General features: G+C 63.5%; 23 protein-coding genes and 1 pseudogene. 11 read left to right on the top strand and 13 right to left on the bottom strand.

What is annotated here, in order from left to right:
- Positions 1-545: 545 nt before the first annotated feature.
- Positions 546-1,499 carry a citrulline utilization hydrolase CtlX gene (gene ctlX / locus CAG00_RS27030; RefSeq protein ID WP_176240923.1) on the bottom strand — a complete coding sequence of 318 codons (954 nt, stop codon included), beginning with the start codon at positions 1,497-1,499 and terminating at the stop codon, positions 546-548.
- Positions 1,500-1,524: 25 nt separating this feature from the next.
- Entirely contained in the window at positions 1,525-2,577 is a 1,053-nt protein-coding gene (locus tag CAG00_RS27025) for an ornithine cyclodeaminase (protein WP_085665769.1), read from the bottom strand.
- 187 nt (positions 2,578-2,764) lie between these two features.
- On the opposite strand from CAG00_RS27025, the gene CAG00_RS27020 reads away from it, so the two are divergent.
- Positions 2,765-3,187 carry an Lrp/AsnC family transcriptional regulator gene (locus CAG00_RS27020; protein WP_012272037.1) on the top strand — a complete coding sequence of 141 codons (423 nt, stop codon included), beginning with the start codon at positions 2,765-2,767 and terminating at the stop codon, positions 3,185-3,187.
- Between the two features lie 343 nt (positions 3,188-3,530).
- Entirely contained in the window at positions 3,531-4,949 is a 1,419-nt protein-coding gene (locus tag CAG00_RS27015) for an amino acid permease (RefSeq protein ID WP_085665768.1), read from the top strand.
- Positions 4,950-5,098: 149 nt separating this feature from the next.
- Here the strand turns inward: CAG00_RS27015 and CAG00_RS27010 are convergent, their stop codons facing one another.
- The 5 genes from CAG00_RS27010 to CAG00_RS26990 all read right to left on the bottom strand — a co-directional run bounded on the left by CAG00_RS27010 (position 5,099) and on the right by CAG00_RS26990 (position 10,381).
- A complete protein-coding gene (locus tag CAG00_RS27010; RefSeq protein ID WP_085665767.1) occupies positions 5,099-6,034 on the bottom strand; it encodes a LysR substrate-binding domain-containing protein in 936 nt (311 codons plus the stop codon).
- A 325-nt stretch (positions 6,035-6,359) separates the two neighbouring features.
- On the bottom strand, positions 6,360-6,959 hold the full coding sequence (locus tag CAG00_RS27005; protein ID WP_085616950.1) for an START domain-containing protein: 600 nt from the start codon (positions 6,957-6,959) through the stop codon (positions 6,360-6,362).
- Positions 6,960-7,049: 90 nt separating this feature from the next.
- Positions 7,050-7,886, bottom strand: a complete 837-nt coding sequence (locus CAG00_RS27000; RefSeq protein WP_013972924.1) for a bifunctional allantoicase/(S)-ureidoglycine aminohydrolase — start codon at positions 7,884-7,886, stop codon at positions 7,050-7,052.
- A gap of 106 nt (positions 7,887-7,992) precedes the next feature.
- Positions 7,993-9,384 carry an LLM class flavin-dependent oxidoreductase gene (locus tag CAG00_RS26995; RefSeq protein ID WP_085665766.1) on the bottom strand — a complete coding sequence of 464 codons (1,392 nt, stop codon included), beginning with the start codon at positions 9,382-9,384 and terminating at the stop codon, positions 7,993-7,995.
- Between the two features lie 16 nt (positions 9,385-9,400).
- A complete protein-coding gene (locus tag CAG00_RS26990) occupies positions 9,401-10,381 on the bottom strand; it encodes an aliphatic sulfonate ABC transporter substrate-binding protein (protein ID WP_025338898.1) in 981 nt (326 codons plus the stop codon).
- 196 nt (positions 10,382-10,577) lie between these two features.
- Between CAG00_RS26990 and CAG00_RS26985 the strand changes: the two genes are divergently transcribed.
- Complete coding sequence (locus tag CAG00_RS26985) at positions 10,578-11,462, top strand: hypothetical protein (protein WP_085616944.1); 885 nt, start codon at positions 10,578-10,580, stop codon at positions 11,460-11,462.
- A 139-nt stretch (positions 11,463-11,601) separates the two neighbouring features.
- Positions 11,602-12,285, top strand: a complete 684-nt coding sequence (locus CAG00_RS26980) for a TetR/AcrR family transcriptional regulator (protein ID WP_025338900.1) — start codon at positions 11,602-11,604, stop codon at positions 12,283-12,285.
- Positions 12,286-12,433: 148 nt separating this feature from the next.
- Here CAG00_RS26980 and CAG00_RS26975 read toward each other — a convergent pair whose 3' ends face one another.
- Complete coding sequence (locus tag CAG00_RS26975) at positions 12,434-13,441, bottom strand: GlxA family transcriptional regulator (RefSeq protein ID WP_025338901.1); 1,008 nt, start codon at positions 13,439-13,441, stop codon at positions 12,434-12,436.
- Positions 13,442-13,602: 161 nt separating this feature from the next.
- Between CAG00_RS26975 and CAG00_RS26970 the strand changes: the two genes are divergently transcribed.
- Positions 13,603-14,073, top strand: coding sequence for an FAD/FMN-containing dehydrogenase (locus CAG00_RS26970; RefSeq protein WP_085616937.1), 471 nt, complete (start codon positions 13,603-13,605; stop codon positions 14,071-14,073).
- A gap of 223 nt (positions 14,074-14,296) precedes the next feature.
- Positions 14,297-14,509: a PLDc N-terminal domain-containing protein gene (locus CAG00_RS26965; RefSeq protein ID WP_013972488.1), complete on the top strand. Its 213-nt coding sequence runs from the start codon at positions 14,297-14,299 to the stop codon at positions 14,507-14,509.
- A 44-nt stretch (positions 14,510-14,553) separates the two neighbouring features.
- Here the strand turns inward: CAG00_RS26965 and CAG00_RS26960 are convergent, their stop codons facing one another.
- Entirely contained in the window at positions 14,554-14,880 is a 327-nt protein-coding gene (locus CAG00_RS26960; protein WP_025338903.1) for a hypothetical protein, read from the bottom strand.
- 227 nt (positions 14,881-15,107) lie between these two features.
- Here CAG00_RS26960 and CAG00_RS26955 point away from each other — a divergent pair, with 227 nt between their 5' ends.
- Both CAG00_RS26955 and CAG00_RS26950 read left to right on the top strand, forming a co-directional pair.
- The gene (locus CAG00_RS26955; protein ID WP_025338904.1) at positions 15,108-15,518 is read left to right on the top strand and encodes a RidA family protein; all 411 of its coding nucleotides are present in this window, start codon (positions 15,108-15,110) and stop codon (positions 15,516-15,518) included.
- A 108-nt stretch (positions 15,519-15,626) separates the two neighbouring features.
- On the top strand, positions 15,627-16,499 hold the full coding sequence (locus CAG00_RS26950) for a DMT family transporter (RefSeq protein ID WP_085665765.1): 873 nt from the start codon (positions 15,627-15,629) through the stop codon (positions 16,497-16,499).
- 125 nt (positions 16,500-16,624) lie between these two features.
- Here CAG00_RS26950 and CAG00_RS26945 read toward each other — a convergent pair whose 3' ends face one another.
- Positions 16,625-16,876: a hypothetical protein gene (locus CAG00_RS26945; RefSeq protein WP_075045072.1), complete on the bottom strand. Its 252-nt coding sequence runs from the start codon at positions 16,874-16,876 to the stop codon at positions 16,625-16,627.
- Positions 16,877-16,998: 122 nt separating this feature from the next.
- On the opposite strand from CAG00_RS26945, the gene CAG00_RS26940 reads away from it, so the two are divergent.
- A complete protein-coding gene (locus CAG00_RS26940) occupies positions 16,999-17,658 on the top strand; it encodes a VIT1/CCC1 transporter family protein (protein WP_075045073.1) in 660 nt (219 codons plus the stop codon).
- An 11-nt stretch (positions 17,659-17,669) separates the two neighbouring features.
- Here CAG00_RS26940 and CAG00_RS26935 read toward each other — a convergent pair whose 3' ends face one another.
- Positions 17,670-17,915 carry a hypothetical protein gene (locus CAG00_RS26935; RefSeq protein ID WP_085616929.1) on the bottom strand — a complete coding sequence of 82 codons (246 nt, stop codon included), beginning with the start codon at positions 17,913-17,915 and terminating at the stop codon, positions 17,670-17,672.
- Positions 17,916-18,210: 295 nt separating this feature from the next.
- On the opposite strand from CAG00_RS26935, the gene CAG00_RS26930 reads away from it, so the two are divergent.
- Together CAG00_RS26930 and CAG00_RS26925 are read left to right on the top strand one after the other, a co-directional pair.
- The gene (locus CAG00_RS26930) at positions 18,211-19,668 is read left to right on the top strand and encodes a DUF3300 domain-containing protein (protein ID WP_085665764.1); all 1,458 of its coding nucleotides are present in this window, start codon (positions 18,211-18,213) and stop codon (positions 19,666-19,668) included.
- On the top strand, positions 19,665-20,558 hold the full coding sequence (locus tag CAG00_RS26925) for a DUF2950 domain-containing protein (protein WP_085665763.1): 894 nt from the start codon (positions 19,665-19,667) through the stop codon (positions 20,556-20,558). The genes CAG00_RS26930 and CAG00_RS26925 overlap by 4 nt, the downstream gene beginning before the upstream one ends.
- 25 nt (positions 20,559-20,583) lie before the next feature.
- Here CAG00_RS26925 and CAG00_RS26920 read toward each other — a convergent pair whose 3' ends face one another.
- The gene (locus CAG00_RS26920) at positions 20,584-21,138 is read right to left on the bottom strand and encodes a DUF6708 domain-containing protein (RefSeq protein WP_256579169.1); all 555 of its coding nucleotides are present in this window, start codon (positions 21,136-21,138) and stop codon (positions 20,584-20,586) included.
- 197 nt (positions 21,139-21,335) lie between these two features.
- Positions 21,336-22,962 (bottom strand): annotated as a pseudogene (locus CAG00_RS28910) (hypothetical protein); the annotation flags it as partial.

Genomic DNA, 22,962 nt, shown 5'->3' with positions numbered 1-22,962 from the left:
AAGGGCTGCGTAGCAGCCCCAGGTTTCAGCGTCGCTGCAGAAATTGCCGGGGCCGCTTTGCGGCCCTTTCGCGACACAAGGCCGCTCCTACAAGAACGTGGTCCACCGGCCGAGGGTGGATGCTGGCAGGTGGCGAGATCTGACGATCTGTGCGGCCATAAAGGATTTGGCAATCTCACGCGATCCCTTGTAGGAGCGGCCTTGCGTCGCGAAAGGGCTGCGCAGCAGCCCCAGGTTTCAGCGTCGCTGCAGAGATTGCCGGGGCCGCTTTGCGGCCCTTTCGCGACACAAGGCCGCTCCTACAAGAACGTGGTCCACCGGCCGAGGGTGGATGCTGGCAGGTGGCGAGATCTGACGATCTGTGCGGCCATAAAGGATTTGGCAATCTCACGCGATCCCTTGTAGGAGCGGCCTTGCGTCGCGAAAGGGCTGCGCAGCAGCCCCAGGTTTCAGCGTCGCTGCAGAGATTGCCGGGGCCGCTGTGCGGCCCTTTCGCGTCACAAGGCCGCTCCTACAAGGGCCGCGTCAGCCAGTAAGGTCGTGGGTCAGGCGCAGGCAGCGGTCATTCTTGGCGACAGGTGTATCCCGGCAATCATGCAGCGCACCGAGCCCCCTGCCATTTCGATGGTCGGTACATCGAGTGGCACCAGCCGCGCCGAGAGTTCGATGCGCTGGCGCTGTTCGCCGGTCAGGCTGTCGAAGGCCTTGCGTGACAGCGCCAGGATGCGCCCATCACGCCCGGACAGTTCGATGGCATTGCCGGCGAACTGGCTGATCTGCCGGTTGCTCAGGTCGATCACATCGCGGCCCGACTCAAGCAGGCGCATGCGCACTTCCTCGGCCCGCGCCTTGTTGGTGAAGGTGCCAAAGCCCACCAGCGCAAACTCCGTCGCCACGCACATCAGCACATTGGTGTGGTAGATCGGCGTGCCTTGTTCATCGGCGGTGTCGAACACCATCGGCTCGAAGTTGAAGTGCGTACTGAAGCGCTCCAGGGCAATCGGGTCGGCGCGGTTGGAGCGCGCGGTATAGGCCACCCGCGACAGGTGGTCGAAGACCATGGCGCCGGTCCCTTCAAGGAACAGTTCGTCCTGCTCCAGCCCCGAATAGTCGATCACATCCTGCACCCGGTACTCGTGCTTGAGCATCTCGATCACATCGGCGCGCCGTTCGCGGCGGCGGTTGCGCGAGTACATCGAGTAGATCGCGATGTGCCCCCCAGGGTGGGTGGAGAACCAGTTGTTGGGGAATACCGAGTCGGGGGTGTTGTGCTCGCCAAAGTCGTCGAACAGATGCACCCGCACGCCCTCGGCCTCGAGCCGGCCGGCAGCCTGGGTGACTTCATCGCGTGCCACCTCGGCCAGGGCCTGGGCGGCGATGTCGGGGTTGCTGCGCTGGAACGAGTTGTCGGCTGCGGTTTCCGGGTTGGGGGTGAAGGCATGCGGCCTGACCATGACCACTGCTGCAGGTGCCTGAATGGAACGCGTTGGAAATGCCATGTGAAATACCAGGTTGGGAGCAGGGTTAGGCAACGCGTCGGATGCGGCTTTTGGCAGCTCGACCGCGGGTATGGCTGAACAGGTCCTTGGGGTCATCCTCCACCCAAGGCACCAGGTCGATCTTGCTGCCCATGCCGCGTTTTTCGGCTTGCTGTAGTACGTACCGTAGTACGGTGTAATCTTCCAGGGCGAAGCCCACCGAGTCGAACACGGTGACCTGGGCGTCACTCTGGCGGCCCTCTGTCTCGCCGCGCAGCACACGCCACAGGTCGACCACCGGGAAGTCCGCCGGCAACTGCTGGATATCACCTTCGATGCGGGTTTGCGGCTCGTATTCGACGAACACCCGGGCGCTGCGCAGCACATCGGCATGCAGTTCGGTCTTGCCCGGGCAGTCGCCACCCACGGCATTCAGGTGCATGCCGGGCTCGAGCATGTCGGGGGTGATGATGGTGGCGTAGGCCTTGTCGGCGGTCACCGTGGTGATGATGTCCACGCCTTTCACCGCTTCTGCCACCGAACCGGCGCGGCGTATGGTCAGGCCGCTGTATTCCTTGAGGTTGGCGATCAGCTTGGCGGTGGCCAGCGGGTCGGTGTCGTAGGCGACGATTTCTTCGATGCCCAGGTGTTTGTGGAAGGCCAGTGCCTGGAATTCGCTTTGCGCACCGTTGCCGATCAGCGCCATCTTGCGCGAGTTCGGCCGGGCCAGCGCCTGCGCTGCCATCAGCGAGGTGGCCGCAGTGCGCAGGGCGGTGGCGATGGTCAGTTCGGACAGCAGCACCGGGTAGCCTGTGTCGACATCGGCCAGCACGCCGAAGGCCATCACCGTATGCAGGTCGCGGGCGGTGTTGGCCGGGTGGCCATTGACGTATTTGAAGGCATAACGGCTGTTGTCGGCGACCGGCATCAGTTCGATCACGCCGACTTCCGAATGGCTGGCAACACGCGCGGATTTATCAAACTCCTGCCAGCGTTTGTAATCTTCGCGAATAGCTGCGGCCAGTTCGCCAATGAACGGCGCTACGCCAATGTCATGTACCAAGTCCGACATGGTTGGAACATCAATGAAATACGTCATGCTCTTGCACCTTATTATTGCGCTTTCACCCCAGTGGCCTGCGGGGTGAACGCTTGAGATTGTTGAAGTGGCGTGAACATTTTGATGAAAGGTTGCGTCAAGATGAAGAGAGCAGGTTGCCAGTTTCATCAACTTTCTAGACAATCTGCCACCCCAAAATAGCAATCTGATTATTTGGCAGGCATCCATGGATACTATCGATCGGGAACTGATTGCGCTGTTGCGGGACAACGCGCGCACCCCCGTGCTGACCCTGGCGAAGAAGCTCAAGGTAGCCAGGGCAACCGTGCAAAACCGCATCACCCGGCTCGAAGAGCAGGGCGTGATCATCGGCTACACGGTACGCCTGCGCTCCGATGCGCTGGAGCAGGGTGTGCGGGCCATCACCAGCATCGGCATCAGCGGCCACCACGCCGCAGAGGTCAAGCACGCGCTGCGTGGGCATCCCAACGTGGTGGCCATCCATACCACCAATGGCCGCTGGGACCTGATGGCTGAGCTGCGTGCCGACACCCTCGAGGCCTTCGACCGGGCGTTGAACACCATCCGCTCGATACCGCACATCGAAAACACCGAGACCAGCATCCTGCTCTCGACCTACAAGATGTGACCGCTGGGTCAGGCCTTGTGACAGGTGCATTGTGCAAACTGTCACCCAGGCTTTTCACACTGCACAAAATCCCTTTGGCTGTGTGCATTCTGTAGCGTTCCGCTTGACCCGGGCCGCTGGCAGAATGAAACGGCTTTCGCGGGACTGTATCGGGCGCGCCACTCTGGTGCGTTTCAATAGAATAAGTAAGCCCGCTGCGAAGTTGCATCGGGAACTGTTCTTCATCTGTCTCAATACCCACGCTTCGACAGTATTGAATGACTAAAAGCCTGCACTTGAGTACCAACTAACTGGTGCGGTGCGGGGCGCTGAGGTTTTACAAAAAAAGAATAAGAGGTCAGCTATGCAGCAAACGTGCAACGCGCAAAGCGCAGTTCCGGAAGATGGCCGCGTGCTCAAGCGCCGGCTGGAAAACCGGCATATCCAGCTTATTTCGATCAGTGGCGCAATTGGCACCGGCCTGTTCATGGGCTCGGGCAAGATCATTGCGCTGTCCGGCACGTCGATCATCCTGGTGTACGCCATCATCGGCTTTTTCGTGTTCTGCGTCATGCGGGCCATGGGCGAGATGCTGCTGGCCAACCTGCAGATGGACTCGTTCGCCGACCTGGTGCACAACTATCTGGGGCCAAGGGCCGGTTACATCCTCAGCTGGTCATACTGGCTGAGTTGGGTGGTCGCGGCGGTGGGCGATGTGGTGGTCGTGGCGGGGTTCGTGCAGTACTGGTACCCGGATGTGCCCACCTGGCTACCGGCATTCGCCACCATGTTCCTGCTGCTGGGGCTGAACATGCTGGCGGTGAAAGCGTTTGGCGAGGTGGAGTTCTGGTTCGGCCTGATCAAGATCGTGGCCATCGTGCTGCTGGTGGTAACCGGCCTGGTGATGGTCGCCACGTCCTACACCTCGCCGGCCGGGGTGACTGCCTCGTTCAGCCATCTGGTGGCCCCGGGCGTGGTCATGCCGCATGGCATCCTCGGCTTTCTCGCCGGGTTCCAGATCGCCATATTCTCCTTCGTCGGTACCGAGCTGATCGGCACTGCAGCCGCGGAGGCCAAGGACCCGGAGCGGACCTTGCCCAAGGCCATCAATACCATCCCGGTACGTATCCTGCTGTTCTACATCTGCTCGCTGGTGTGCATCATCAGTGTCATCTCCTGGGCCAATGTGCCGGCCAATCGCAGCCCGTTCGTCGAACTGTTCCTGCTGGGCGGGTTGCCCGCTGCCGCTGGCATCATCAACTTCGTGGTGCTGACCTCTGCGGCCTCGTCGGCCAACAGTGGCGTGTACTCCGGCTCGCGGATGCTCTACGGCCTGTCGCACCAGCAGCAGGCGCCGGTGGCGTTCGGGCGGTTGTCGGGCTCGGGTACGCCGGTGCGCGCGCTGGTGTTCTCGGGGGTGTGCATGGCGATCGCACTGACGCTGCTGTTCGTGATCCCCGAGGTGATGACCGTGTTCACCCTGGTGTCGACCATTTCCGCGGTGATGATCATCGTTACCTGGTCGCTGATCCTGCTGTCCTACTTCGCCTATCGCCGACAGGATCCGCAGGCGCATGAGCAGTCGACGTTCAAGCTGCCTGGTGGCAAGGTCACCGCTGCGCTGTCGCAGCTGTTTCTGATCTTCATGCTGTGCCTGCTGGCGCTGGAGCCGGACACCCGCACCGCGCTGTACGTGATGCCGCTGTGGTACGCAGGCCTGTTGCTGGCCTATCGGCGCAGGGCCAGGGCTTGCTCCCAGCCGCAGACAGCCACGGCGGCCTGACGCCTCGGCTTGCACCGGCCCTTGCAGGAGCGGCCTTGTGTCGCGACAGGGCTGCAAAGCAGCCCCAGAAATTTGTGCATCTGCGCTGAGCCTTGGGGCTGCCTTGCAGCCCTATCGCGACACAATGCCGCTCCTACAGCGTGAACCGATCATGCGGTGGGCAAGTTGTCGCGCAGCCAGTCCACCAGCCGCAGAATGGTCGGGGTAGTGGTGCGCCCGTGAGGCACCACCAGGTAATAGGCCTCACGCGGCCGCACCACCAGGTCGGTCAGGCGCACCAGTTCGCCGGACGCCAGCAGGTGGTCGAGCATGCGCCCCCAGCCCAGTGCCACGCCATGCCCATGCAGTGCGCCCTGGATGGTGTCGGTATACAGCTGGCAGCGCAGGTTGTAGTGCAGCTTCGGCGGGTTGCCGCCCAGTGCGCGGAACCAGGTGGGCCAGGTCATCCAGCCTTCGGTGGTGGCATCGGCGTCCAGCAGGTCGGCCCGGTACAGCGCCTCCAGCGAGTCCGGCAGCGGGTTGTGCGCCAGCCAGGCTGGCGAGCACACCGGGAAGATCTCTTCATCGAACAGGTGCAGGGCAATGCCGTCTTCCCAGCGGCCATTGCCATAGCGCACCAGCAGGTCGACATCGTGGTTGCGCAGGTCGCCGGTGAACATCTGCGTGGCCAGGCGCAGGCGCACCTGGGGCAGGGCGCTGCGCAGGCTGCCCAGGCGCGGCATCACCCGCAACTGGGAGAAGGTGGCGGTGGAGCTGAGCACCAGTACCTGTTCGCTGTCGCCTTCGCTGAGGCGGTCGAAGACCGAGGCGATCTTCTGCATGGAATCGGAAACCACCGCGTACAGCGCCTGGCCCTCGCTGGTCAGGCGGATGCCGCGGTGCAGGCGCTGGAACAGTTGGCGGCCGAGGTTTTCTTCAAGCTGCCTGACCTGCTTGCTGACCGCGGCCTGGGTGACGCCCAGCTCCTGGGCAGCCAGGGTGAAACTGGTGTGACGGGCTACAGCTTCGAATTCGAGCAGCGCGGTCATCGACGGGATGATGCGCCGGTAGCCTTTATGCGTGTTGTCGTTTTCTTGTGTTTTCATGTGACGTCCTGGCCAGGCGCGGCGCGCTGGTCCGCGCCGCGCGGGCACCGTGGCAGAAAAAGCGCGATGGCGGTAGCCCGGAAGGGCCGTGATGCTGCCGGTGGAAACTGTCTTGCGCAAATCTGAAGGCTTGTGCAAATCCCTGTGGGAGCGGGTTTACCCGCGAACACCGGCGCAGCCGGTGCCATCCACCGCGTTGGATTCTTCGCGGCTGAAGCCGCTCCCACAGGGTGCGCGGACCGCTTGCGAATCAGTTCACTGGCCTTGAGAGCGGCGCGATCGGAGTGGCAGCTCGGCTTGTCGGCGATAGGGCCGTGCAGGCATTTCAAGGCTGGCGCTCGGCCACCGCCCGCAAGGTCCGCAATGTCACCACGGGTGCATCCACCACAAACCGGTTGGCCAGCCACCCCGGCACATCCCCCGCAGGGTCGGCCTGCAGTTGGTAGGTCACTTCGGTCTTGCGCTCACCCAGCGGTTTCATCCGCCACTCGCCGCTGAGGTGCTGCACGCGGATCAGCCCCTTTACCTTGGGGATCCTGCCTGGCTCGGCGCTCAGGTGGCGCAGCAGCGTGCCGTCGTCCAGGCGTTCGGTGGTGACCTTCAGCACGATGTCCCGCGGCATCGTCGGCCACGGCAGGTTGGTGGTCAGGTACACCCAGGTGTTTTCGTCCTGTACATCCAGCAAGCGCATCTCGGCGCAGGCGTACAGCCACTTGCAGGCCACCCGCAGGTTCTCTTGCAGGTCGGTGAGCGTGCGCACGCTGGCTTTCATGGTGCTGACACCACGGAATTGCTGGTAGGGCGAGTCGGGGGCGGCGCTCAGGTAAACGCGGATGCCTTCGCGGTCGTAGGCCAGGTTCCAGTCATCGGCGGCTGGGGCGGGGGTGCAGAGCAGCAGGACGGCGAGCAGCAGGCAGCGGTTCATGGCTGGTACCGCGCGGGAGGTGGGTGTTTCAGTATGCGCGGCAAACAGAAAGCCCGCCAGGTTGGCGGGCTTGCGGGCATCAGCCTGGGCTTAACGCTTAGGGTTGAGCGTCAGGTGCACGTGACGGTTCACGTCCTTGTACAGCAGGTAGCTGAACTTGCCTGGGCCGCCGGCGTAGCAGGCTTGCGGGCAGAAGGCGCGCAGCCACATGAAGTCGCCGGCTTCCACTTCGACCCAGTCCTGGTTCAGGCGGTACACCGCCTTGCCTTCCAGCACGTACAGGCCGTGTTCCATCACGTGGGTCTCGGCGAACGGGATCACGCCGCCCGGCTGGAAGGTGACGATGTTCACGTGCATGTCGTGGCGCATGTCGGCCATGTCGACGAAGCGGGTGGTGACCCAGCGGCCTTCGGTGCCCGGCATCTCGATGACGGTGGCGTTGTCACGGTGGGTGACGAACGACTCGGGAACGTCCAGGCCTTCGACCTTCTGGTAGTGCTTGCGCAGCCAGTGGAAGGTGACGTTGGACTTGCTGTTGTTGCGCAGGCTCCACTCGGCGCCCGGGGCCAGGAAGGCGTAGCCGCCCGGTACCAGGGTGTGGTGCTTGCCTTCGACGGTGATGTCCAGTTCGCCTTCGACGATGAACACCACGGCTTCGGCGTTCGGGTCCAGCTCAGGGCGCTCGCTGCCGCCTTCCGGGGCCACTTCGACGATGTACTGGGAGAAGGTTTCGGCAAAACCGGTCAGCGGGCGGGCGATGACCCACATGCGCATCTTGTCCCAGAACGGCAGGTGGCTGGTGACGATGTCACGCATCACGCCCTTGGGGATGACGGCATAGGCTTCGGTGAACATGGCACGGTCAGTCAGCAGCTCGGTCTGAGCCGGGTGCCCACCGTGGGGGGCGAAGTACGAATGGTTCGACATGGACGATCTCGACTTGTTGTTCTCTCCCCATGCCGTGAACCGCACCGGCCGGTGCGGCGCAGGGGATGTGGCGACAGAATAGGGTCGAGTGTGTGCCATCCACAAATTAAATGTTGGAATACCCGGTATTTGCCGGCTGAATGCGAACCTGCTGGCCAGCGTGGCCTTCCGGCAAGCGGTCGCCCTGGCCGAACAGCTTGTGGCGCAAGGTGCCTTCGGCATAACTCAGCGGGTAGCGGCCACGGCGTTGCAGCTCCGGCACCAGCAGCTCGACCACATTTGCCAGGTCGTCCGGTTGCACTGCGTAGGTCAGGTTGAAACCATCGATGCCGGTCTGGTCCAGCCAGCTTTCCAACTGGTCGGCCACCTCGCTGGCAGCACCCACCAGCACCGGGCCACGGCCGCCCAGGCCAACGAACTCGGCAGCCTCGCGCACGGTCCAGCGGCGGTTCGGGTCGGCGGCGGTGAAGGCGGCCAGGGCCGCGCGGCCGGCATCGTTCTCGACGTATTCGATGGGCGCATCGGGGTCGAGGCCGGCAAAGTCGATGCCGGTCCAGCCCGACAGCAGCGCCAGGGCGGCGTCAAGGTCGACATAACGGCGGTATTCGGCGAAGCGCGCCTCGGCCTCCTCCCGGGTAGGGGCGACGATCAACAGCGCCTGGGCGTAGATCAGCACCTCGTCCCGGCCACGCCCGGCCACCTCGCTGGCCTGGCGGATGCCGTCGGCGTAGCGGCGCAGTACCGTGGGCGTCGGCCCGCTGATGAACACGCATTCGGCGTGCCGCGCCGCGAACTGCTGGCCGCGTGCCGAAGCACCGGCCTGGAACAGCACCGGCGTGCGTTGCGGCGAAGGTTGGCACAGGTGCATGCCCGGCACCTGGAAGTGCTCGCCCACATGGTTGATGGGGTGCACCCGGGTGGGTTCGATATAGCGCCCGCTGTCACGCTCCAGCAGCACCGCATCGTCGTCCCAGCTTTTCTCCCAGAGCTTGTACAGCACCTGCAGGTATTCCTCGGCCAGGTCATAGCGCTGGTCGTGGCCCAGCTGGCGCGCCAGGCCCAGGTTGCGCGCGGCACTGTCGAGGTAGCCGGTGACGATGTTCCAGCCGACCCGGCCATTGCTCAGGTGGTCGAGCGTCGACATGCGCCGGGCGAACGGGTAGGGGTGTTCGTAGGTGAGCGAGAAGGTGACGCCGAAGCCCAGGTGCTCGGTAACCCCGGCCATGGCCGGCACCAGCAGCAGCGGGTCGTTGACCGGCACCTGCACACCACCGCGCAGGGCGGCTTCGGGGCCGCCCTGGTAGACGTCGTAGATGCCCAGCACATCGGCGATGAACAGGGCATCGAACAGGCCGCGTTCGAGCAGGCGGGCCAGGTCGGTCCAGTAGCCCAGGCGGTTGAAGGCCACGCTGGTGTTGCGCGGGTGGCGCCACAGGCCGGGGGACTGGTGGCTGGCGGCATTCATGCTGAAGGCGTTGAAGCGAATCGGGCGGGGCATGGTGGGCGCGCTCCGCTCAAGGCAATACGGAAGCCGGGTAGACCGCGTCGGCCACCTGCAGCTTGCGTGGAATCAGGCCCAGGCCCTGGAAGGTATCGGCCAGCTTCTGTTGCTCGGCAACGATCTGCGGGGTAATGGCCACGGCGTTGTAGTTGCGCCGCTCGCTGGCCACTTGCAGCACGTTGGCGTTGATCCCCAGTTGCGGGGCCAGCAGCGCGGCAACTTCCGCAGGCTTGGCATTGGCCCACTGGCTGACCTTGCCCAGTTCGGCGAAGAAGGTCTTCAGCAAGGCGCGATGCTGGTCGGCGAAGCTGGCGGTGGACAGGTAGAAGGTGCGGTTGTTGGACAGGCCGCTGCCGTCGCGCAGGTTCTTCAGGCCCGGCTGGCTTTCTGCCGCGGCGAGGAACGGGTCCCACAGGGTCACGGCCTGGACGCTGCCCGATTGCAGGGCAGCCACGGCATCGGCGGCGTTGTTGACGTAGGCTGGGGTGATGTCCTGGTAGCTGAGGCCGGCCTGTTCCAGGGCAACGGCCAGCAGGTACTGGGCGTTCCAGCCGCGGCCGGTGGCCACGCGCTTGCCCTTGAGGTCTTGCACGCTGGCCAGGTGGTCCTGCTCGCGCACCACCAGGCCGATGCCGCGTGGGTAGGGTTGCTCGGCGGCCAGGTACACCACCGGCTTGCCTGCGGCCTGGGCGAACACCGAGGGTGCGTCGGCGGCATGGCCGAGGTCGATGGCGCCGGTGCTCAAGGCTTCGAGCAACTGCGGGCCGGCGGCGAACTCGTGCCAGCTGACTTTCACGCCTTGCGGTGCCAGGGCCTTCTCCAGGGCGCCGCTGCCCTTGAGGATGTTGATGCTGTTGAACTTCTGGTAACCGATGCGCAAGGTCCTGGCCTCGTCGGCCAGGGCTTGGGACCAGGGCAACAGGGTACTGGCGACACTGGCCAGCAAGCCGCCGATCAACAGGCGGCGCAGGGGGGAGAAGGCACGGGCGGGCATGGGCATTGCTCCTTGATCTGGAAGGGAAACGATGTGCCCAGACTAAGGAGGTGGCGTTTGGCTTTCAATTTTTATATTCCTGTTTGTTAGATTGTTTTGTTATTTTTATATCCTTTTGTTTTGTAATGGTTGGTCCATTTCGACATTTTTTTCACATTCGCTTGCTAGGCTCCCCGGCATTCCCGAGGAGCCCTACATGTCGCACATCCTGCGCAAGCGCAGCACCCGCATCGCCTTGGCCGCCACCGCCGGCCTGCTCACGGCCACCCTGGGCTTCTTTGCCTGGCAGAGTTTCTACCCGGTCCAGGCCGCCTCCGGCTGGGGCGTCGAGGTGCTGCACCGCGACGTGACCAAGGCCGCGTCGCTGTTGCCGCAAGCCGATGGCAGCCTGCTGGTCAGCCGCGAACTGGACGATGGCCGTGGCAGCATCCTCAGGATCACCGCCCAAGGTGATCGGGTGGTGGTCATCGACAACCTGTCCAAGCCCGACGGCATGGTGGCGGCGCAGGGAGGCTGGGTGTTCAGCCAGGAAGGCGGGTTTGCCCCGGTCAGCCTGGCCCGCGATGGCCAGGTCACGCGGCTGTTCGATGGCGAGAGCGTGCAGGGCCTGTGGAACGACGGCGAGCACCTGTACGCCATCGAGGACCGCAAGGGCAATGGCCGTTTGATGCGCTATGACTGGCGCAGCGGCCAGCTCGATGTGCTGCGCTCCGGCCTGACCGAAACCGAAGGCCTGACCCGCTGCAGCGACGGGCGTCTGCTGTATACCGAAAAGGCCAACGGCAAGGTCCGCGCCTTGTCCGACGATGGCCGGGACCCGGTGGTGGTCGATGGCCTGCGCAACCCGACGTTCCTGTTCTGCGACCAGCGCGGCCTGTGGATCAGCGAAGACAACACTCACCGGGCCCGGCTGCTGCGCATCGGCGCCGACGGCACGCGGCAGACCGTGCTGTCGTTCCTCAAGGCGCCGCAGTCGATCGTTGCCGATGGCAAGGGCGGCTACCTGCTGGCCGAAGGCGGGCGCAACCGCGTGCTGCACCTGACCCCGCCGCTGGAACGCAATACCGCCCAGCGCGACTGACCCTGCGCCTGGCTGGGCAGGCGCCGTTTGCGGGTGGGCAGCCGCCGCGGGTGATGGCTACCCGACCAACAGCGCGCTTCCCTGCATGGCCGCGCTCGCGGATAATCCCTCCATTCCAATAAACAGCCTGTGAGTGGGTATGAGTGATTCCGTAGTCAGCCTCGGCCAGCCTGAAACCGAAGGGGGGCGCAAGACGCGCAAGAACAACCCCGAGAAAACGCGCGAGGACATCCTCCAGGCCGCCATCAACGAGTTCGTCCAGCAAGGGCTGGCCGGTGCCCGCGTCGACGCCATTGCCGAGCGCACCGCCACCTCCAAGCGCATGATCTACTACTACTTCGGCAGCAAGGAGCAGCTGTACTGCGAGTGCCTGATCAAGCTGTACGGCGACATCCGCAAGACCGAGCAAAGCCTGGACCTGGAGTCGCTGCCGGCCGAGCAGGCGATTCGCCGGCTGGTGGAGTTCACCTTCGATCACCACGACCGCAACGTCGATTTCGTGCGGATCATCTGCACCGAAAACATCCACTACGGCGAGTACGTCAAGCAGTCGCCGGCGATTCGCGAAATGAGCAGCCTGGTGCTCGAGGCCCTGGGCAGTACCTTGCGCCGTGGGGTGCAGGAAGGTGTGTTCCGCGCCGGCATCGAGGTCATCGACCTGCACATGCTGATGAGCTCGTTCTGCTTCTACCGGGTGTCGAACCGCCACACCTTTGGCGAGATCTTCCAGATCGACCTGTCCGATGAGCAGGTCAAGCTGCGTCACAAGGCCATGATCTGTGATGCGGTGTTGCGGTATATCCAGATCGAGCGCCGCCCCTGAAAGTTCTCTAGTGCCTGGGCCGGCCTCTTCGCGGGTAAACCCGCTCCCACAGGATCACCGCTGTCCCAAAGATTTGCACAGTACCTGTGGGAGCGGGTTTACCCGCGAAAGGGCCGGCCCAGGCGACACATGAATGACGCCTTGGCGCTCACTCGCCCAACCGCTGCTCACGCGACGGCGGGTAGCCAAAGTAAGCCGCATAGCATTTGCTGAAGTGCGACACCGAAACAAACCCGCAAGCCACTGCCACTTCCATCACCGACAGGTCGGAATATTGCAACAGGCGGCGGCTCTTGGTGATGCGCAGCTCCATGTAGTAACGCCGCGGCGAAGTGCCCAGCTGGGCCTGGAACAGGCGGTCGATCTGCCGGCGCGAGCGCCCGCTGTAGGCGGCCAGCTGGTCGAGGCTGAGGGTTTCCTCGAGGTTGTTCTCCATCAGTTCGACGATGGTGCGCAGGTGCAGGCTCATGGACTTCTTCGCGCCCGGGCCGACCTGGCGGTAGCGGGCACCGGAGAACGACAGGATTTCCTCGACGCCTTCGGCCAGGCCGTCGCCATACAGCCGGCGCACCAGGCCGAGCATCAGCTCCATGGCGCCATTGGGGCTGGCAGCGCTGAGGCGGTCGCGGTCGAGGGTGAAGCTGGCCGGGGTGATCCGCGTCTGCGGGCTGCGCTCGGACAGGCTGGCGCGCTGTTCGGGGTGGATACTGCAGCCATAGTCATCCAGCACCCCGGCGCGGCCGAGGAACCACGCGCCGTTCCACAACCCGCCCAGGGCCATGCCGTGGGCCGCGCAATCGCCCAGCAGGCGGTCAAGCTCGGGGTACTTCAATGGCGTGCGCAGGCCGCCGCAGATCACCAGCAGGTCCAGCTCCTTCAGCGCCTCGGCGGACAACTCGGTGGCCACCAGCTCCAGCCCCAGGTCGCTGAGCACGCGGTCGCCTTCCAGCGACAGCGGGGTGAACTGGAAGCTGTCGGCGCGCAGCAGGTTGGCCGTGACCAGCACGTCCATGGCCACGGTGAAGCTGGCCATCGAGAAGTGTTCGAGCAATACGAAATCGACCCGATAGGGGGCCTGGGCATTGGCGCTGGTGGACTTCAGCCGCAGCATGTTGCTGGTACTGGTCTTCTTGCTGAACTGGCGTGGCGTGGGCACTCTGGACTCCGCTTCCTGGCTGGCCTCGAGAGTGTGGCGGGTGGCCGGGGGAAAGACAATCTCCCGGGTGGCCGTGTCGTGTTCCAGGTCGTGTTCAGGCAACCTGTCTGGCTTGGCCGGTTGCCGCTATGCTGATGCTCCCGTGACTGAGGATACCCTTGATGAAGTACGCCGCTGCCTTGTTGCTTTGCCTGATGCCCTTGTTGGCCAATGCCCTGGAACCGGGCGACAAGCTCGCCCCGTGGACGCTGCTCGACCAGCACGACCAGGCTTACAGCCTCGGTGCCGGTACGCACATCCTGCTGGTGGCGCGCGACATGGACGGTGCCAAGCTGGTGAAGGCGGCGCTGGCCGAACAGCCCAAGGGTTACCTGGAGGCGCGCGATGCGGTGTTCGTCGCCGACATCCAGCGCATGCCGGCGCTGATCAGCAAGCTGTTCGCCATCCCCGCCATGCGCGATTACAACTACCGGGTGCTGCTGGACCGTGATGGGCGGGTGGCCAGCCGTTATCCCGGGCAGGATGGCCAGGTACAGTGGTTGCAACTGGAGCAAGGCAAGCTGGTGAGCCAGCGGGCATTTGCCGATGCGCCGGCGTTGAAGGCGGCGCTGGAGACTGCACCACGGCATTGAGAGCTGTCACTGCACCCTGTAGGAGCGGCCTTGTGTCGCGATGGGCTGCAAAGCAGCCCCCTGCGGTCTTTCGTAGGGCAAAAATCCTGAGGCTGCTGCGCAGCCCATCGCGACACAAGGCCGCTCCTACAACGGGCCGCGGTGCCATGTCGCCAGCCAAATCAATCTGAACCCTCGGCAGCCTCTGCAACCCAACCCATTACATGCCAAATGGGAGAGCGCTATGGAAATCGGAACGATCTGGATCATCGTCGCGGCCTTTGTGATCCTGCTGGAAATTTGGGCCATCTGGCACATCATCGGCAGTGACCGGCGCGCCGAGCGCAAGATGCTGTGGATCGTGTTCGTGGTCTACGCGCCATTCCCTGGTTTGCTGTTCTGGGCCTGGCGCGGGCCTCGGGCGGTGAAGGGCAGGGCGGTACTGCAGGAAAAATGACGGTGCGCGGCATCAGGCGCGGGGGCGCCTGATGCCGTCGCTGTTCATTTGGGCAGGATGTCGAAGCGAATGGCTGCGCCCAGCCCGTCCACCATCAGGCAACCGTAGAACTTCACGGTCGACAGCACACGCAGTTGCTTGAGCGCTTCATGGATGTAGTCGTGAAGCAGCTTTTCGGCTTCGCGCTTGCGCTCTGCAAGTGTGGCGCCTTTGAGTGTGACCATCCCGAGCAGGGTGGTCTCAATGTGCTCGACGGTGTCCAGGCCAATTTTCTCGCGCAGGTGCAGACGGGCCTGCGCCGCATCGGTTTCATCTCGGGCAGGGTTGTTTGGCTTGATGGTGTAGGCCAGTTGAAAATTGTATTTGCTCATCGCTTTATCCTTGTTACGTACAGGCCTCCATGCCGGGCCTCGCAATCTAGCGCCTGACGGCCACTTCGCATATGAACGCGTGGTTCACGGAAGCTCGTGCGCTGTGCGAAACGTCCTACACTCGGCGCCTGTTTCGCGAACAAGCCCGCCCCTGAAAACCGCGCTTGACCTCGAGTTAACTCAAGGTTCGATACTCCGCCCCTCTTCCAACTGATCGAGGGTTTACCGTGAGCCATTCAACCGCGTTTCAACTGAGCAATCCCGAAGGCCTGTACGACCCCAGCGGCAACGCCTATTCCCATGTCGCCGAAGTGCATGCCGACAGCCGCCTGCTGTTCATCGCCGGCCAGGGCGGGGAGGGCCGCAACGGGCAGCTGTCGCCGCTGTTCGCCGAGCAGGCGCGCCAGGCACTGGCCAACCTGGAGGTTGCCCTGGCGTCGAAAGGCGCCAGCCTGGCCCAGGTGTTCAAGCTGACCCTGCTGATCGTCGAGCATTCCGAAACGCGCCTGCGTGAGTGGGTAGCCGAGGCTGACAGGGCCTGGGGCCCTTGCATGAAGCCGACCTGCACGCTGATACCGGTACCCCGGCTGGCGCTGGACGGCATGCTGGTGGAGATCGAGGCGGTGGCAGCGGTATAGGTCCGGGCGATTCGGTGGTGGCGTCAGATAAACACTATGTTGTATATCGGTGCTGGCCCTACCAGCATGGCCGCCATGACAACAATCGATCTCAGAGGTGACCACACCATGAGCACCGGCACCACCACGCTCACCGACCGCAAGGCCCGGGCCTGGGTCTGGCCTGCACTTTTCAGCCTGGTGGCCTTCGCTGCCAACTCGGTGTTCTGCCGGCTGGCGCTGAAGGACGGGGCCATCGACCCGGCATCCTTCACCGTGGTGCGCCTGGCCAGTGGTGCACTGTTCCTGCTGCTGTTGATCCGCCTGCGCAAGCCCGCGCTTGCCATGGGGGGCAGCTGGCGCGGCGGCCTGGCACTGTTCCTGTACGCGTTCCTGTTTTCTGCGGCGTACCTGCAGCTGGGCGCAGGCGCGGGGGCGTTGCTGCTGTTCGGCGCGGTGCAGATCACCATGTTCGGCTTCGCCTGGTACAAAGGCGAACCTATCACCGCGCGGATGCTGCTGGGCATGCTGATCGCCTTCGCCGGCCTGCTGGTGCTGCTGTTGCCCGGTACCGCGGCGCCACCCTTTGCCAGTGCCTTGCTGATGGCCCTGTCCGGCGTGGCCTGGGGCGTGTACACGCTGCTGGGCAAAGGCTCACCCAGGCCGCTGGCCGACACTGCCGGCAATTTCGCCCGGAGCCTGCCGTGCCTGGTGCTGCTGGTGCCGATGCTGTTGCTGGGCGCCGGCTTGCACCTGAGCCCGCTCGGCTTGCTGTATGCGCTGGGCTCCGGTGTGCTGGCCTCGGGTGCGGGCTATGCCGTGTGGTACGGCGTGGTCAGGCAAGTCAGCGCGCAGCAGGCAGCGACCATGCAGCTCAGCGTCCCGGTGATTGCGGCGTTGGGCGGGGTTGGCCTGATCGGCGAGCCATTGTCCTTGCGCTTGCTGGTGGCGTGCGTGGTGGTGCTGGGCGGTATCGCCCTGGCGCTGGCGCCGCGCCGCTAAAAGGGTGAAGGGCGTGACAGGGCATGGCTGTCGGGGCCTGCAATGCCTGGCTGACTATAATGGAGCAACCTCACCTCGCAGCCCTATCTGTACAGGTAGCGCTAAGGAACCGCTGGCGAGCCCAATCAGCCTTTGCTCGAACGGTCGGCGTCGGCAGCTTCGGTCACCACGGGCAGGTTGCCGGCACGCTGGATTACCCGCCGTTGCTGCTCGTAGTCGTCCAGCGACAGGCCACGGCGTTGCAAGGCTTCCAGTTGCAGTTGGCGGGTTTCCTCGGCGGTGTAAGGGCGCAGTTCGGGGTGGCTGGCACAGCCGCTGATGATGGCGATGGCAATAACGGCAAGGGTGGCGGACAGCAGGCGGGCCAAGGTGTTCATCAGGTAGCTCCAGGGGCCGGGGTGGTGGGCGGCGAGTCGATGGAGCTAGGTTATTCGGCCATGTCGTTCGGCAGAAATTGCCATTCTCGATAGTGACTATCGATGGTTCCTGGGAGGGTGCGATGGGGCAAGACGAGCAACCGCGTAAATGGGGCGTGCTGGAGCCGATCGACCGGATCACCGAAGTCATCTTCGGCCTGTTGATGGCGATGACCTTCATCGGCTCGCTGAGCGTTGCCACCGCAGGGCGCGAAGACGCGCGGCTGATGCTGATTGCCGCGCTCGGCTGCAACCTGGCCTGGGGCCTGGCCGATGCCGTCATCTACCTGCTGCGTACCTGGACCGAACGTACCCGCAGCCGGACCTTGCTGGCCCGCCTGCAAGCCGGTGATATCAATCAGGGGCGCAGGCTGATTGCCGATACGCTGCCAGAGCGCATCGGCCTGGCACTGGATGAAGACGGGCTGGAGATGCTGCGCGGGCGCATGCTGCGTGATGCTGGCCGCCCGCTGCCGGCACGCCTGGGGCTGGATGATTTCAAGGCGGCCCTGGCCACTTTCCTGCTGGTGGTACTGGCAACCTTCCCGATGGTCATTCCGTTCCTGCTGATCGAGACCACCGGTACGGCCATCCGTGTATCGAACCTGGTCGCCCTGGCCATGCTCTTCCTTGCGGGCTGGCTGCTGGCACGCTATTCCGGTGGCCGCACCCTGTTGACCGGCGTGGTCCTGGCGGTAGTCGGGGCGTCACTGATCCTGGCGATCATCGCCTTGGGCGGCTGAGCACCGCCCGCTCAGTATTTTATGTCGCGGGCGCGCTCACGGCCTTGCTGCTTGGTGTGGCGTTTGTCCTGTCGGCAGCCGGCGTTGCTTTGCTGGTCGGCGTGGCGGCAATCCTGTTTGGTCTGCCGCGCGTCCTGGCGGGTTTCCTGCCGCACATCGCGGGCCTCGCGGCGCCGTTCGGCGCGGTCGGTGGCCGCCCAGGCCGAGGTGCAGAGCACGGCCAGCATGATCATGGCGATGAGGCGGGGCGTGTTCATCAGGGTGGGCTCCTTTTTTGGATACGGTCTTGTGCATGCACCGGCCTCTTCGCGGGCACGCCCGCTCCCACAGGTACTCCACAATGTTCGAACCTGTGGTGGCCCTGTGGGAGCGGGCGTGCCCGCGAAAGGGCCGGTACAGTCAATTACAGATCTCAGCCCAGCCCTGGTATAGATTCAAAAGCAGCAACCACCCTCACCTTTAGAGCGCGAAAAGTTTGCGCCCGCACATCTGGCCAAAAGCATCGCCATTGCTACCCTTAATCCACGCGGTCTGATCTCATGGAGAGAAGCGATGCGCATCCCACTGTCAGCGGTCCTGTCGGTAATCCTGTATCTGAGCGCCACGCCCGGCCTGGTGCTGGCAGAAGACGTACCTGCCCCAGACCCGGCACCACAAGCCGACACGGTCGCGGCCAAGGACCCGGTGTTCACCCAGGAGCAACTGGACCAGATGCTCGCGCCCATCGCGTTGTACCCCGATGCGCTGCTGGCCCAGGTATTGATGGCCTCCACTTATCCGGGGCAAGTGAGCGAAGCGGTGACCTGGTCCAAGGCCAACCCCAAGGCCACCGGCGACGATGCCGTCAAGAAGGTGGCGAACCAGCCCTGGGACCCAAGCGTACAAGCGCTGGTGGCCTTCCCGCAGGTGCTGGCAACCCTGGGGCAGGACCCGGTCTGGGTGCAGCGGCTGGGCGATGCCTTCCTCGCGCAGCCCGACGATGTCATGGGCGGCGTGCAGCGCCTGCGTCACCAGGCCCAGGCCGCCGGCAACCTGCAGAGCAACCAGTACCAGAACGTGACCGTGCAGACCGCCCCGGCACCGGCCTCCAGCGGTAGCAGCACCCAGGTGGTTACGGCCAGCAGCCCGCCCACCACCATCATCATCGAGCCGTCCGACCCGCAAGTGGTGTACGTGCCCAGCTACAACCCGACCACCACCTACGGCACCTGGGCCTACCCGGCTTCGCCGCCGGCGTACTACCCGCCACCGCCCATGTACTACCCCGGTTCCGCGCTGGTGGCGGGCCTGGCCTTCGGTACCGGCGTGGCGATCGTTGCCTCGCTGTGGGGCGACTGTGACTGGGGCAACAACGACATCGACATCGACGTCAACCGCTACAACAACATCAACGCCAACAACCGCATCACCAACAACCAGAACAAATGGCAGCACAACGCCGCCAACCGCGACGGCGTGCCGTACCGCGACTCCCGCAGCCGCCAGCAGTACGGTCGCCAGCTGGACGGTGCCACCCAGCGTACTGCCTTCCGTGGCGATGACGCCCAGCGCGCCCAGGCGCGGGACAAGGCCAGGGCGTCGATGGACCGGGCCGGCATCGAACGGCCGGCCACCAGCAATCGCCAGGCACGCCAGCAGATGCGCGAGGCGCAAGCGGGCAATTCGGTCGGCAACCGCATGCAACCTCGTAGCGACAACCCGCGGGCAACCGACCGCCGACAGGAAACCCGCAACACCCAGGCTCGGCAGCAGAACAACCAGGTGAACCAGCGCAGGCAGGGCGAAGGCCAGGGGCGGCAGCTGGCGCAAAACCGGCCTTCCAATACCGCCGGCCGGGCGCGTAACAATGCCTTCGACGGCGTGCGTTCACCCTCGCGCACCAGCGCGCAGGCCAGCCGTGGCCGCACCAGCCAGTCGTTCGCCCAGCGCCCGAGCGCATCGCGTGCCGCCGGGCACCAGATTTCCCGGCCCAGTGCGCCCGCACGCCGCGGGGGAGGTGGCCGTCGATGAACCGTCAATCGATAGCGGCACTGGTAATCGCAGCCGGTATGGCCGGGTCAACCCTGGCCGCTGCGCAGGAAGTCTTCCCTACACCGGAGAAGGCCGTGGAATCCTTTGTCGCGGCGCTGGGCGAGGAGAAACCTGATGAAGCCCGCCTGGCCCGGTTGCTGGGCGATGACTGGCGTACCTACATACCGCGCGGCGGTGTGCAACGCAGTGACGTGGACACGTTCCTGGCGCAGTATCACGCGCAGCACAGCATCGACATGTCGGGGGCGAACAAGGCCATCCTCGCGGTGGGCAGTGATCACTGGACGTTGCCCATACCGTTGACCAAAGGCAGCCAGGGTTGGCGTTTCGACCTCAAGGCCGGCAGCTCTGAAATCCGCGCCCGGCGTATTGGCCGCAACGAGCTGGGCGCCATGCAGTCGATGCTGGCCTACCACGATGCGCAGATGGACTATGCCAGCCAGGACCACAACGGCAACGGTGCGCTGGAGTACGCGCAGAAGATATTCAGCGAGCCCGGCAAGCATGACGGGCTGTACTGGGACGACGACGGCGATGGCCAAGTCAGCCCGCTGGGCCCGCTGTTCGGCCAGGAGATGGTCGGCGACGCCTGGTATGGCTACCACTTCCGCATCCTCGATGCACAGGGCCCATCTGCCCCCGGCGGTGCCTACAGCTACCTGATCGGCAACCAGATGAGCCGTGGCTTTGCCATGGTTGCCTGGCCGGCCAGGTACGATGACACCGGGGTGATGAGCTTCATGATCAGCCATGACGGCGAAGTGTTCGAGAAAGACCTCGGGCCGCACGGCGACAAGCTGGCCAAGGAGATGAAACGCTTCGATCCGGATGACAGTTGGAAGGTGGTGGATGTGCCGGCGGGAGATTGAGTGGGGCGCACCCGCCGTGGCCGGTTCAAGGGGCGGTTCGCGATTCAAGGTCCATATCAGCTGGCCAGCTCACTTTGGGTGCCAGGCGCAGAGCGAACTCACACCAGAGCACATCGTTGTGATCCTTGGGGGGGCCGGGTGGTGGCAGAGCTGAGGGGCCTTCCTGCATGTAGGTGCAGATGTAGGCCCAGGCATGCTGGTCGGCACCCATCGTACTCAGGTGAAAACGGTCGATGACGTTGTTCGTGCCCGGCGCGACGATGGACAACATGACACCCCATTTGAAAATGACCCCACCGTTTGGCAGGGCGCCGGTTTGTGACCAGCGCTCGGCGCGGACTTGGGACCAGTCGTAACTGACCGGCACGACCTTGCCTTTGTCGAAGGGGTTCCACCATTGGCGTTTGAAGTTGTAGGCGTAGATTCTCTGGCGTGCACGGTTGAACCTGATGGGTAGGTCGCGAGGGGGGCATATATCAACTTGGTATCCAAAAAACGTACACCAGACGCCAAGGAGGAGTACAAGAATTCCAATGATGACTAGCTCTATGCTGCCAATACTCCAGCTTTTGAAGATCATGTGAGGAACCTGCAGCGTAAATATGGCCGCAGGTACGGAGAGTGCCGAGAGGATACCTCTAGGTGAAATAGGGGACCGAGGCACTTCAAGGTAAATCGTATCTTGATGGTTTGGTATCTGCCTGCCCAAATTCCTATCAACGGCTGGAGGAGTGGCTGGGCCAGGCAGATCCTCCTTCCAGCCAGCGCAAGGAGGGACTAGTAATGGGGAGGCCAATTGAGGTGCTCCAAAGATCTGATGTTGTTCTCTGTCATTGTTATCTGTGCTCGAGCTGACTCATCATCAGGATCAGGCCAATAAATCAGACTCAACTCCAGAGAGGTAATGTTGTGGTGATCTGTCAAGGGGAACGCCCCTTGGATGTTCAGGATCCTGCTTTCTGTGTCGACGCTTTTGTGTAGGCTTTCTAGTATGTCGTCTGCAAAAACACCGGCAACACTCAGTGCCGAGCTTGATGGCAGTACTAATCTAGTGCTGTCTCCTGATAGGGTGATGGTTTCTTTGCTTCCCCCGGTTCGATGCAAGTCCAGCTTCCATTGATAATGTGAAGTACCCACCGTGAAATTTGGCATGCTCATATACGCATTCAGTACAAAGCCTGCTGCCACCGTGTTGCCGTCACTGATTACTGAATCTATTTCCCCCTGTTTGAAACCGATTTCTATCGAGGCCTCGGCTCTCATGCCAAGCGCTGCGGCATTCAAAGCGCCAATAGCCAAATCAATACTTTTTGCCTCACACCAATACCGATGTTCGGGTGGTAATCCCCACCTGCTACGTCGAGCCCATAGTTCTGTCGCGGAGGATTCTTGTTGCTTCGCCCTAATCGCCAATGCGTATGCTGCCAAGCCCAAGATTATCGCGATTCCCAGCGGCCCTAGTAATGTGCCTGGGACAAGGGCGGCATAGCCCGCCGGGAAGATCGTGGCAAAGGCAATGGCGCTTGCATAGCCATAGGTTTGGGCGGACGCAACGTCCCCCTGGTCATCTGACCTTCGCGCAGCGAAGGCATATTGTGCTGCGTCAGATGCCCCCGCGAGTGCTGCTATGACGCCACCGAATTTAGCGATGCGCTCACCTAAATTCACGGTGCTAATAGCGCTTGGCCACAGCTTTTCCGGGCGAAGTAACTGTGCGGTAAGCCCCACACTCTCTACGCTTGCCCCCAGCACACCAAGGGAAGAAGACCATATTGCGGCAAGCGCTTCCGGGTCTACGTTGGCAGTTTCAAGTAGCGCCTGATAATTTTTGCGCAGGCTGTCTTGATGGAACCATATTCCGCCTAGCCCAAGCATCAGGCTGGCGCTTGTCGGGTTTGTTACAGCACTCCGCAAACTATTAGTCGTATCGCTTGCCAAGCTACGAGCCACCTCTGCACTTAGCCGAAAGGCGTTTGCACCTACAGTAATAGTACGCGCCAGCGTAGTGGCCCCTGATACGGCACTTGCCCGCAATTGAACTAGCCGCGCCTGCAGGCTCTCGGCGCTTTCGAGCGTCCAGAGCATCACCTCGATCATCTGGCTACGGTTACCCGCTGCCGCAATATTGATCGCGCCACTCAGCACCATGGCCCGCACCTTGCGGCCCAAGGGATCACGGAACTGCTTGTCTACCTGCTGCAGAAACGCATCGGTCCGCGCCTCCAGGGCTTCATTGAGCAGGCTCATGTATTCGCCCACTGTCAGCGACACCCGCAGCGGCGTTACCTGCTGCCCCGCAAACAGGGCAAACGCCGAGCGATGCACATGGCCGATCAGGGTCTTGGTCCGTTCACTCAGGTGCTGGCTGAGCGCATTCCCTGCGCTGTTGGTCGCGGCCAGCAAC

The organism is Pseudomonas sp. B5(2017) (genome assembly GCF_002112825.1).
Lineage (GTDB): Bacteria > Pseudomonadota > Gammaproteobacteria > Pseudomonadales > Pseudomonadaceae > Aquipseudomonas > Aquipseudomonas putida_Z.
This window is presented reverse-complemented; position numbering and strand designations above follow the sequence as displayed.

Coding starts and splice junctions, on each gene's coding strand:
- CAG00_RS26950 (WP_085665765.1), top strand. CDS start 15,627: ATGAGCACCGGCACCACCACGCTCACCGACCGCAAGGCCCGGGCCTGG.
- CAG00_RS26925 (WP_085665763.1), top strand. CDS start 19,665: ATGAACCGTCAATCGATAGCGGCACTGGTAATCGCAGCCGGTATGGCC.
- CAG00_RS26995 (WP_085665766.1), bottom strand. CDS start 9,384: ATGCCCCGCCCGATTCGCTTCAACGCCTTCAGCATGAATGCCGCCAGC.
- CAG00_RS27005 (WP_085616950.1), bottom strand. CDS start 6,959: ATGAACCGCTGCCTGCTGCTCGCCGTCCTGCTGCTCTGCACCCCCGCC.
- CAG00_RS27020 (WP_012272037.1), top strand. CDS start 2,765: ATGGATACTATCGATCGGGAACTGATTGCGCTGTTGCGGGACAACGCG.
- CAG00_RS26940 (WP_075045073.1), top strand. CDS start 16,999: ATGGGGCAAGACGAGCAACCGCGTAAATGGGGCGTGCTGGAGCCGATC.
- CAG00_RS26970 (WP_085616937.1), top strand. CDS start 13,603: ATGAAGTACGCCGCTGCCTTGTTGCTTTGCCTGATGCCCTTGTTGGCC.
- CAG00_RS26960 (WP_025338903.1), bottom strand. CDS start 14,880: ATGAGCAAATACAATTTTCAACTGGCCTACACCATCAAGCCAAACAAC.
- CAG00_RS26920 (WP_256579169.1), bottom strand. CDS start 21,138: ATGATCTTCAAAAGCTGGAGTATTGGCAGCATAGAGCTAGTCATCATT.
- ctlX (WP_176240923.1), bottom strand. CDS start 1,499: ATGGCATTTCCAACGCGTTCCATTCAGGCACCTGCAGCAGTGGTCATG.
- CAG00_RS26935 (WP_085616929.1), bottom strand. CDS start 17,915: ATGAACACGCCCCGCCTCATCGCCATGATCATGCTGGCCGTGCTCTGC.
- CAG00_RS26930 (WP_085665764.1), top strand. CDS start 18,211: ATGCGCATCCCACTGTCAGCGGTCCTGTCGGTAATCCTGTATCTGAGC.
- CAG00_RS27010 (WP_085665767.1), bottom strand. CDS start 6,034: ATGAAAACACAAGAAAACGACAACACGCATAAAGGCTACCGGCGCATC.
- CAG00_RS26985 (WP_085616944.1), top strand. CDS start 10,578: ATGTCGCACATCCTGCGCAAGCGCAGCACCCGCATCGCCTTGGCCGCC.
- CAG00_RS27000 (WP_013972924.1), bottom strand. CDS start 7,886: ATGTCGAACCATTCGTACTTCGCCCCCCACGGTGGGCACCCGGCTCAG.
- CAG00_RS26980 (WP_025338900.1), top strand. CDS start 11,602: ATGAGTGATTCCGTAGTCAGCCTCGGCCAGCCTGAAACCGAAGGGGGG.
- CAG00_RS27015 (WP_085665768.1), top strand. CDS start 3,531: ATGCAGCAAACGTGCAACGCGCAAAGCGCAGTTCCGGAAGATGGCCGC.
- CAG00_RS26945 (WP_075045072.1), bottom strand. CDS start 16,876: ATGAACACCTTGGCCCGCCTGCTGTCCGCCACCCTTGCCGTTATTGCC.
- CAG00_RS27025 (WP_085665769.1), bottom strand. CDS start 2,577: ATGACGTATTTCATTGATGTTCCAACCATGTCGGACTTGGTACATGAC.
- CAG00_RS26965 (WP_013972488.1), top strand. CDS start 14,297: ATGGAAATCGGAACGATCTGGATCATCGTCGCGGCCTTTGTGATCCTG.
- CAG00_RS26990 (WP_025338898.1), bottom strand. CDS start 10,381: ATGCCCGCCCGTGCCTTCTCCCCCCTGCGCCGCCTGTTGATCGGCGGC.